Here is a 9,477-nt window from a genome sequence, read left to right as displayed (position 1 = left end):
TACTGAGATACGAGAGTTCTCGGGAACCACGGTGAGCTGCTATTACTCATCCATCTTTTCCGATGATTTTGTATAATAATAATCCACGAGCGGATGCTCTTTTCTATTATTTCGAAGGAGAATTTTTCGACAGATATGTTTAGTATGCCACCCGGATTTCGGCTCACTGGTTGAAGGGCATGAGTACCATCCGGAGCGAGAGATCCTCCGGATACAGCTTTTCAGAGGGCAATTGCCGGGAACCGGGCACCCCGGAGTGGCTGCCGAATCCGGATAGCAACGAAACGTTTCATTCCGGGATACTGGTATCCTGCACGTTCCCGTTTCCGATCTCAAATTCAAGCATGCTGACCGTTCGGGCGCTGCCGTACCGCAGTTTCTCAATCCTGAACTCGGCCGAAACCTGATGAACTCCGGGGGGAAGAGCGCCCAGATGCACTTCATGCTCACCGACGTCGGGAATATATTCAACAGCCTTTCCACCGTACGATACCGTGCAGATGCCACCGCGGAACGGCTTGTGGACAGCCAGGTCAATAATGATGATTACATCCGACGGATCAGCACCATCAGCGATCCTGAGCCGTATCTCCGGTTTCGCGTTGGTCCGAATCCAGTCTCCTGCAATTCCTCCACAGATCAGGATGAAAAGGAGGAGCGTAAGTATGTAGATGACATCGTTTTTTACGGTAGGCTGCAGATCGAGAAAATTCGGGATGCCGTCGCCGTCGCCGTCCTCCGCAAAACGACCAGCCCGCAGGGCTGCCTCATACGATTCCGTGTAATTCTCCTGGGCGAGATACCGTTTTGCCGCTTCAAGCTCGGCAATGGCCCGTGACTGGTCATAGTTGCTGTTTGCTGCAATCTTTGCTTCGGCTGCGGCAATCGCACCCTCTGCGAGTGGTGTGAGGGTAACGGAGAGAGAGACTGTTTCATATCCGAGACGGACGGGGAACGTCGAGTCTTCAAAGCCATATGCCCGGATCGTGACAGTGTGCTCTCCCTGGGAAACCAGCCCGGTAAAGGGTGTCATTCCGGAAAGCACGCCGTCAATATAGACATCGGACGGGGACGGGTTACTGCTTACAATAATAGTCCCGTCCTTTCCAACGAGTTCCAGGGTGAGATACTGCGTTGTCCCGGCAGAGATATCCACCGTACCCACCCAGTCCTTAAATCCCTCCATCGTGAGTGTAAGATTGTGCACGCCGGGCTCGATACCATCGATCACCCGGTTCGAGAGACCGCGGTCGATTCCGTCGAAGTAAATCACAGCCCCTTCGGGCTGTGTCTTTATCGAGAGGGATCCGGTTGTTGGAACAAGCTCGAAATTATGGTGAAACGACGTACTCATTCCATCCGTCACATAAAGTGAAGCGGATTTATCGGCATATCCTTCAAGACTGACCCGGATGGTATGCAGCCCGGCCGGAATATTAGGCACTGCCGTGTTTGTCTTACCGTAATATGCATCATCAAGGTAGATGTCAGCTCCGGTCGGTAATGTTGAAACGATGATAGTGCCAACTGCAGGCACGAATTCATGGTAAACATATGTTGTATCACCGCTTTCTACGCCAATGACCTGCTCGAAGTCGCGGTACCCCGTCAGAGTGAGCCGTATAGTATGAATGCCGGGATAAACATTGAGTATAAAGCCGTTTGTTTTTTTGTCCTGCAGGACATCGTTGAGATAAATTGATGCACCCGGAGGATCTGATGAAACAGCGATCTCACCGAGTTTGATCTCCTCATCCTGTGCTCCCGCAGGGATGATGATCGCGACGAGGACGAGTGCGGTAAAAAAAAGCGCACGCCACGCGGACGATTTCAGCGTGCCACGGATAGCCTTCTTCTTCATCAACAATCCTCCACAGCATCCGATGTGTCTCGGCACCTTCAGGGTGAAGATGTCATCATGGGTATGGTAAATACGCCGTAGAGACCGCCCTGCCCGACAGATGCCTCAACCGTATTGTTTACCGTCAGATCCGTTTCCATTCGCTCCCATTCACCACCAATACGGACATTTCTGGCAATGACAAGCATTTCGGTCGCATTTAGCTCAGGAGGCAGGAGAATCGAGAGCCGTGCAGGCGGGTTGAAGAGGACAGTGTCCGGTGTGATGCGATAGAATAATCCGACCGGTTTCCAGCCCTCGTTTACGATAAAGTCCTGTGGAGGAACAACGGCCTCAATGGACGGGGCGACTCCGTCATTTCCTGAAATCCCGCCTGCAGGTGCCACAACATCCGCCATCCCGTCCCCGGATGCGATGAGAAGTGGTTCGTCATTCCCGTTTGTTCCCGGTACCGTTCCCGGGGATGGGAGAATCCCGAGCAGAACAACAGCACTCAGGATCAGAGCAGCCAATAACAATGCAGCAACGATTACAGCAGGCCATCGGGTACCTCGCCGGACAGGGATTTCACCGCTCCAGCCTGCATGATTGGCAATGTCCTGCCTCCTGTCGGGCGGAGGAGTGAGGATGTCGGAAATCGCCCTCCATTTTTCAGGGGCGCCGGGCGTCCGGTTCAGCACATCGCGAAATATCTGTTGTTCTGAGGAATTCAACCTTTCGAGTGATTTTTTTACAGCAGAACGGCTGAAATTACGACTTTTCATATATTGTTCAAATAACTTTGCCTGACGCTGTTGTAGTACGGATTCAATTGCATCGGTTACCTCCACATCGACGGGAACTTCGCCTGATGCAACGAGCTGGAGATAACGTTTTTTCAGGTCCTTATCCCGGGTCCTCTTATAGATGGCATTCGCAATCGTGCGTGAGAGATCGTGTTTCGAGTGCAGATTCGTGAGCGTGGGATCAGAAAGTGCTGATGCGAACTCCCGGTAAAGCTCCGAATCCCCTGCCTGAACAATACGCCGGGTGTCAAGTTCGATGTCGACAGCAGGAATGTTCGGGGGTTTGTCGGGGAGAATCGAGAGGTTTGCTTCAAAGGTCTTCTTCGAGCAGGCGAAGGTGTACCCGAGCCGGAGTACCGGGATAAGCACCTCGATCACGGAAGATACAAGCATCACTGAAGCCTGCAGATCACGCGATGTACAATACGCCTTCTGGGTTGCGATGAGTTTCCCGGCAACGAACGTACTGATCCGCTCTGCCGCCGTTGATCCGGCGGCAGGTATCAGGGGTCTTTGTGCCCTCACCGTCTGCAGGAGTTCCTCATCATTGCCGATATTGAGGATGCTGTACTCTGCATGTTCGAGTGCATCCACGGCTTCCCTGTAGAAACTCACGATAATACGGCCCGTATCAGCGCCATATCGCAGAGGTGCGGCCCGAATGAGAACAATAACGGTGTCGGGCCTCCGTCCGGTTCTCTGCACATTGACGGCAGTGCCGAAGATGGCCTCATCGCCCCGGAATTGAACATAAAGCGTGACATTGCTTTCCGCAAGACGCCGTGCAATCTCCCGATATCCATGTAGCATTCCGCTGACCAGATCCCCGTCGGTGTTATAAATTCCGAGAGACACGTTCCTGCCGTTATTCACCTTTTTTTCTTCCGGCATGCATGTATCACCTCTGGCATCACATCAAAACCCGAATTTAAAAATCTCACCGAAGCGCCATGGCGCAAGCTGGCGGGGGGAGACTTCATCTTCATTCCCCTCCTCTCCCGACAAGGGTTCGGTCGTGGCGTCCACGCTCACGGCGACAAAAGTAAATGACAGGTCATTCATGATATTGACGAGGTTCTTAAAAACGAGAATCCGGTCGAGAATAGTGAAAATTTTTTCTTCGAGCTGCTCTGCATCCCGGGACCTGTCCTGAATCTCCGAGAGTTTCGTCGCACCCTTCGAGCGGATGAAGTCCCGAATTTCAGGATGCATACGGGTCACGATATCGGTTTTCGTTACCGTCAGAGCGTATTTTTTATTGCCGCCAAAGAGGCGGAACATCCTCCCGCCCTCGAGATCGATCAGCGTTTTAACATATTCTCCGAATTCCCGTGTCAGTTTCCCGGTTCCTTCACGGGTTTTGACAATCTTTTCACCGTCGATGAGGAATATCACTTTCCCGGCACGCTGCAGACGGCTGTATACGGTCGTAATAATCAGCGATCGGGTAATATCGATGTCGGTCAGTTTGTCCGCATAGTTATGGTTTATTTCCTGCAGGAATTCGATCGTTCCGATGCGCTTCTTAAGTTCGCGAAACGGCACCCCGAACTCTGTGCTGAGGTGGTGGAGGGATGCGAGATAATTCGCCTCGTTGAGCTGATCGTAGTATTCACCGGCATAATCCACGATCGTCCACGTCACGGGTAATATCCCGAATTTCTTTCCGATAAGTTCGTACATCCCCATGTGATAGTTGAATGTTCTCGAAACGACTTTTTTTTCCTCGATATTTGCATCGAGATTCGCAAGTTTGAGATTAATCACATCCTCCTGGTCGCCGGAGAGGATCACCTCTTTATAGCGCCCCGAGTACTTCTTCGTGATGTGACTGTAAAGGCCGAGAAAAAAATATGTTTTTCCTGACTCTCGTGGCCCGAAAATAAAGATGTCAGATGCTTTCACGCCGACAATTGAATAGAGGAGCATGAAATAAAATACCCCGGTGATAAAGATTCCCACACCGTAAAAGAATATATTCTGCGCTGATAGTTCGCTGATTCCTTCTGCCGACGACACTGAGCTGCCGGTGAGCGTAAATCCGTATACCAGGTACAGTACAATAATGAGAAAAGATAGCGTGAGAAGACCCTTTGCCGTCACTGCGAGCAGATCGAAACGATTTCGAAGAACCGACGACACAATGAGAAGTGCACCCGCAAAGAATCCGAAATACAATGCCTCCGGGACGATACGGTCTTGTGCAACGAAGTAATATGCAATATATATGAGTGCGATGGCAAAGAGCGTCCCGTTGATGCGTGAATCCTCGGAAAAAATCATCCCGATAGCAATCAGGATGAACATTCCGAGAAGGATATCGATGAGGGCGGTCAGCCAGTAGGGAGCGGCCATATACCAGTAGATTTCAAAAAGGCTCACGAATAAAAATGCCACGATTAACCCGGCAAATATCGATCCGACAAGAAAAAATTGTCGTCTTATATTGTTAATACGCATTGGTTTCCTACTCCCCGCCCGGCTTCAGCGCCTCGCGGATATCCTTGATATCATACAAAGCGAGGATCTGATCCCGTGCCTCCTGAATTTCTGCTTCGGTACCGCTTTCCTTGTTTGCGATGGCAGCACCATCCTTCAGAAGGAGGGTTTTTTTGCGGACGATGTACTTGCCTTCCTGGAGAAACAGGGCGTGATGGAGGAGATTTTCGGATTTCTTTTCATACTTTTCCCAGTAACCGCCGCCGGTGGTCATCGGTGAGATATTGTCGAGGAAACTTGCCGCAGCATAGAATGTCAGGGATACCTCCCATGGTTTCGTATAGTTATGGGCTGTTATCTTCGCATTCGTATTCGAATCCAGATCAAGGCTGCTCATGATCTGCCTGCGGAAATTATCATTATTGTTGGAAACCAGATCAGAGAGCCATTTGGATGTTGATGAAACAACAAGCGCGGCCTTTTCGAAATTCCATCGCTCGGTGCCACCCGGCCCGTAGCTGATCGAGAAGTTTGTCACTCCAAGTTTCCTGACGTCGATAAGATCCTTGTATTTCCAGTTGACAATCTTGAAAAGCTTCTCGATCTCCTTCTTTCCTTCACCATCCCGATCGAGAACGTCCATCTGCGCACCGTCACTGATAAGCGAGAGGACGTTCGGATTAATCTCCCCGAAGCGTGTATGGTAGAGACCCTCTACCGTCTGGTTTCCTCTTTTCCGGCGTTCGTCGATGGAGATGTAACTATCTTCATATTTCTGAAGATGCGCGCTGAATGATTTACGTGCCTCGAATGTTTCATCCGCAAGCTTGTCGGTGCGCCTGATGAAATCGATCTTCTGCTGGCGGTCTTTCTGGGACTGAATAATCGTGTCAATCTCACCCTCTGTCCGGCCTATCTTCTCCGAATAACCGTCGCGCTCTTCAAGCACGTCCATCATGGCATCTTTGAGATTTTTAATGATGTTTCCGGTGTCCCCGACGGCAAAGGCGGCATACATACGTTCCTGATCGCCATATTCGAGATTGAATTCGGCCATAAGAGACGTAATGACGTCGCGCTCGCGTGCATGCAGCTGCTCGTCCATATCCTTCGAAACAAAGTGATCAGACACGACGACTTCGAAGGGATCATGAATGGAAATCTTGTCGTAGCGCATCTCGGCTATCCTGCGGATGCGATCCTCCTTGGCGTTCCTCTCCGAATGCAGCATCTCATGGTCGAGATCACGGCCAAGCAGTTTGTCGACCAAACCCATTTTGCTCGCTATTTCGAGAAGATAGCTATAATAGTCGTAGAGCACGACGGATTCGGTGAGATCCTTCAGATATCCCAGATCCTCACCCGATTTTGTCGCGAGCGAATCGATGAGTTCCTGGACATCTGCGATGCCCATCTTGGAGAGCCATTCCTGCCGCTTATACATCTTGGGCTTCTTGGATTTCGTCTGGGAGATCTCATCTTTACCCTGGAAAATAATCTTCTGGAATGCTTCGAGGAATTTTCGTTCGAGAGACTCGATCGTCGTGATATCGGTTTTTTTGGCGACATAGGTATTTATCGGATCAATCAGCGAGTTGCACTCGGACTTCACCCGGGACTGAACACTCTCGCGTTCCTTCTTCTGCCTGTCGATCTCTTCGCGCTTTCGCTGCAGCTTCTGGTCTGCTTCAAGCATCTCGTTGTTCAGCACCGACAACCGTGCGGTCAACTCTCCCATCACCGGACCGAAATCCGTTTCGCCACGGGCGATTTTAAGCAGTGTAAGCCGTGCCGCCTGCTCCTTCACGCGTAGAATCGTCCGCTGGATCAAAACGAGTTCCTGCAAGTGCGAGAGAGCGTCGGTAAGATGCGTATAGAGATTTTTATCACTCTCGTTTTCGAGTTTTTTGGACTCGGTTCTGCCTCCTCCCTGCAGGTATTTCACAAGTTTTGAGATATAATCGAGGAGACGGTCGTACGTGTCGATATTATCAATATCGCGCTGATCCTCAAGGAAATTGTTGTTGATGTAGGAGATGATCTCTTCGGACGTATTGTAATTGAGATCACGCGCAATTTCATTTTTCCAGGTCTTTTCAAGCCTTTTTAACTCGCGTTTGATAATATTGATGTCGTCGCGTGTGATCTCGATCTCATCAGGGTCGCCCAGCTGGGAGGAGAAGGTCGATTCCGCCCCATCCAGAAATTCCTTCACCTCGTCGAGATACTTCCGCCGGTCAGCAGAAAAGCTGCCGAGTTCCCTGATGACGTTTTCGAATTCTGTCTTCAGGCCGATTAGCTCTTCCACCGGATATTCAATGATATGCGAATCTGAAAAGATGAACCCTGAATACTCCTTTTTCGCATCTGCTATTGCGGAGATGTCGGCCGTTGGCAGGTAAAGGGAATTTATGAGCATATACGGAAACGCCTGATCGAATTCCCGGACCTCTTTGATCCGGTCTCCACCGTCAACATATCCCGTCGGAGAGAGAGAGGAGAGGATGATGTAGTTGAAGAGTTTTTCCTCTTTTAAGTTGAGATATTCCATCTCGGTAAGAGCGACAGCGGCATTGAGCTGCTCTTTTTCCCCTTCACCGACAGCAGGCAGCACCGCGAACAGCCAGATCTTCGTTTCCTCACCCCGGAGCCCCTTGATATACCGGGCCAGATCGATGAACATTCCGGAACCCGTTCCTCCGCCCAGACCCACCACGATGGCGATGGGGCCGTGTCCCTGAAATGAGGGGAAGGTATCTCCTCCCTGCGTAATGGCCTTGTAAAAAATTGCCTTGGAAATTGCCCGCCTGCGGTGTACACCGCCACCGAAATCGTCGGTAATATTCCGGTCAATCTTTTTCAGATCGGCGTACTCGAATCCTGCGTCCGGATCATTCATCCACCAGATATTAACGAGTGGTTCGGCCTTGCGGCTTTTCACCTGTTCGAGCACCTGCCTCCCCGTAAGTGAGGAGACGCGTTCGACATTGGCAAGATCGGGAAGATAATGGTACTGCATTCTGACACTGCCGCCCATTCCCTCCGCACTCTTCAGTATGTCAGACACTCCTGAGTTGACGTCCTGCATTCTGGCAATGTCTTCCTGTCTCTGGTTGGAGTCGGTATCCATCGTGTATATTCTCAGCCGCTTGCCTTCCAGCAGATAATGCCGGAGAAACCACTCGTGATCTGCAAGATGGGACACAAGTTTCTTTCCGCATCCGCCGATTGCCACGACAGTCAGTTCATCCGGCATCTGAAAAGCCCGTCCGCGGTCCATGTCTCCGTTGGCCATAGTTTACTCCCCCTTAATATCCCTCTTTTTTCTTTCAAGCACGATTCCACGCCGCTGGCCGATAAAGAAAACCGCACCTGCAACAATCACGATAGCAATCCCGAAGAGCCAGAGCGGTATTGTGGCCGGGCGTGGCGTCTCTGCATAACTGAGAAGCTGGTACGCCTCCTGCGTCAGACCCTTGGTGTAGAATTCCTGTATAATCGGGCGAAGCCGGGAATCATCAATCGCATTCAGTCTTTCCTTGAACTGTTCCTCTTCGGGAATGACGATGTCGAATGTCTTGGTGACTGCGGTACCAACAGGGAATCCATTTTCGTCGAGGGCCTGTATCCGGTAGTAGGTAAATCCGGTACGGCGAACAGGGCGTTTTGTCAGGACTATTCCCTCAAACTGCAGTAGTTCCGTAATAACCGGTGTCTTTCCCGAAGCGGTGACGAGCACGGGTTGTGTCCACTCGTCGAGGATGGTAAGCACAACCCGTTGTTCCTTCAATGTATCCTCTCCACCGGCAATATCCCACATCTCACTCGTCGATATATTCCAGAGTGCATATTCCCGATATGTGGTAAGATCGCTCTCAAGTTCGAGAAACGCCGCCTGTTTCGGCAGATCGCTCACGTCAATCGAAAACGTGACAGATGCATCCTCCAGCTGTGATTCGTCGAGCACTCCTTCCCGGAGATCTACGTTGACAGCCGTGGCGCATGTTGGCAGAATGCACAGTAAAATGAGAATGACAACGATATCGCGATACAGATCTCTCGCTGATCCCATAAACGTTGTATACGTCATCCAATAATTAAGTATTATGCATTGAGAGGGGACAATTTCGTTAAATCGGTTTCCTGACAACGCATATCGCCTCTACGGTGAAGATGACCGCTGTGTAAACGGAGGTGCCGATGTACATGCCGCCCGTGCGCTCTCAGGCACCCTGAAGGTCGAGATCAGCAAATGGATTGTACCCGGTGATGATTCAATCGCACACCTTTTATGCCAAAAAACCAACCATATATAGGAGCCAAGGTGGCGGAGCGGCCACGCGGTCGCCTGCAGAGCGACTACACTCCGGTTCAAATCCGGACCTTGGCTTT

Annotated in this window: 5 protein-coding genes and 1 tRNA gene; 1 reads left to right on the top strand and 5 read right to left on the bottom strand. The window is 50.8% G+C overall.

The window, feature by feature from the left end:
• Window positions 1-289 precede the first annotated feature (289 nt).
• Genes APR53_00785 through APR53_00765 form a run of 5 tightly spaced genes read right to left on the bottom strand, consistent with a single transcriptional unit; the run spans window position 290 to window position 9,175 of the window.
• A complete protein-coding gene (locus tag APR53_00785; GenBank protein ID KQC03764.1) occupies window positions 290-1,861 on the bottom strand; it encodes a hypothetical protein in 1,572 nt (523 codons plus the stop codon).
• 38 nt (window positions 1,862-1,899) lie between these two features.
• On the bottom strand, window positions 1,900-3,537 hold the full coding sequence (locus APR53_00780) for a hypothetical protein (GenBank protein ID KQC03763.1): 1,638 nt from the start codon (window positions 3,535-3,537) through the stop codon (window positions 1,900-1,902).
• 24 nt (window positions 3,538-3,561) lie between these two features.
• Complete coding sequence (locus APR53_00775) at window positions 3,562-5,106, bottom strand: hypothetical protein (GenBank protein KQC03762.1); 1,545 nt, start codon at window positions 5,104-5,106, stop codon at window positions 3,562-3,564.
• A 7-nt stretch (window positions 5,107-5,113) separates the two neighbouring features.
• Window positions 5,114-8,380, bottom strand: coding sequence for a hypothetical protein (locus tag APR53_00770; protein ID KQC03761.1), 3,267 nt, complete (start codon window positions 8,378-8,380; stop codon window positions 5,114-5,116).
• A gap of 3 nt (window positions 8,381-8,383) precedes the next feature.
• Window positions 8,384-9,175 carry a hypothetical protein gene (locus APR53_00765; protein ID KQC03760.1) on the bottom strand — a complete coding sequence of 264 codons (792 nt, stop codon included), beginning with the start codon at window positions 9,173-9,175 and terminating at the stop codon, window positions 8,384-8,386.
• A gap of 228 nt (window positions 9,176-9,403) precedes the next feature.
• On the opposite strand from APR53_00765, the gene APR53_00760 reads away from it, so the two are divergent.
• A tRNA-Cys gene (locus APR53_00760) sits at window positions 9,404-9,475 on the top strand.
• Window positions 9,476-9,477 lie beyond the last annotated feature (2 nt).

Source organism: Methanoculleus sp. SDB (assembly GCA_001412355.1).
Classification (GTDB): domain Archaea; phylum Halobacteriota; class Methanomicrobia; order Methanomicrobiales; family Methanomicrobiaceae; genus LKUD01.
The sequence above is the reverse complement of the archived record's forward strand: the minus strand, read 5'-3'. Positions and strand labels throughout refer to the sequence as shown.

Coding starts and splice junctions, on each gene's coding strand:
- APR53_00775 (KQC03762.1), bottom strand. CDS start 5,106: ATGCGTATTAACAATATAAGACGACAATTTTTTCTTGTCGGATCGATA.
- APR53_00770 (KQC03761.1), bottom strand. CDS start 8,380: ATGGCCAACGGAGACATGGACCGCGGACGGGCTTTTCAGATGCCGGAT.
- APR53_00785 (KQC03764.1), bottom strand. CDS start 1,861: ATGAAGAAGAAGGCTATCCGTGGCACGCTGAAATCGTCCGCGTGGCGT.
- APR53_00765 (KQC03760.1), bottom strand. CDS start 9,175: ATGACGTATACAACGTTTATGGGATCAGCGAGAGATCTGTATCGCGAT.
- APR53_00780 (KQC03763.1), bottom strand. CDS start 3,537: ATGCCGGAAGAAAAAAAGGTGAATAACGGCAGGAACGTGTCTCTCGGA.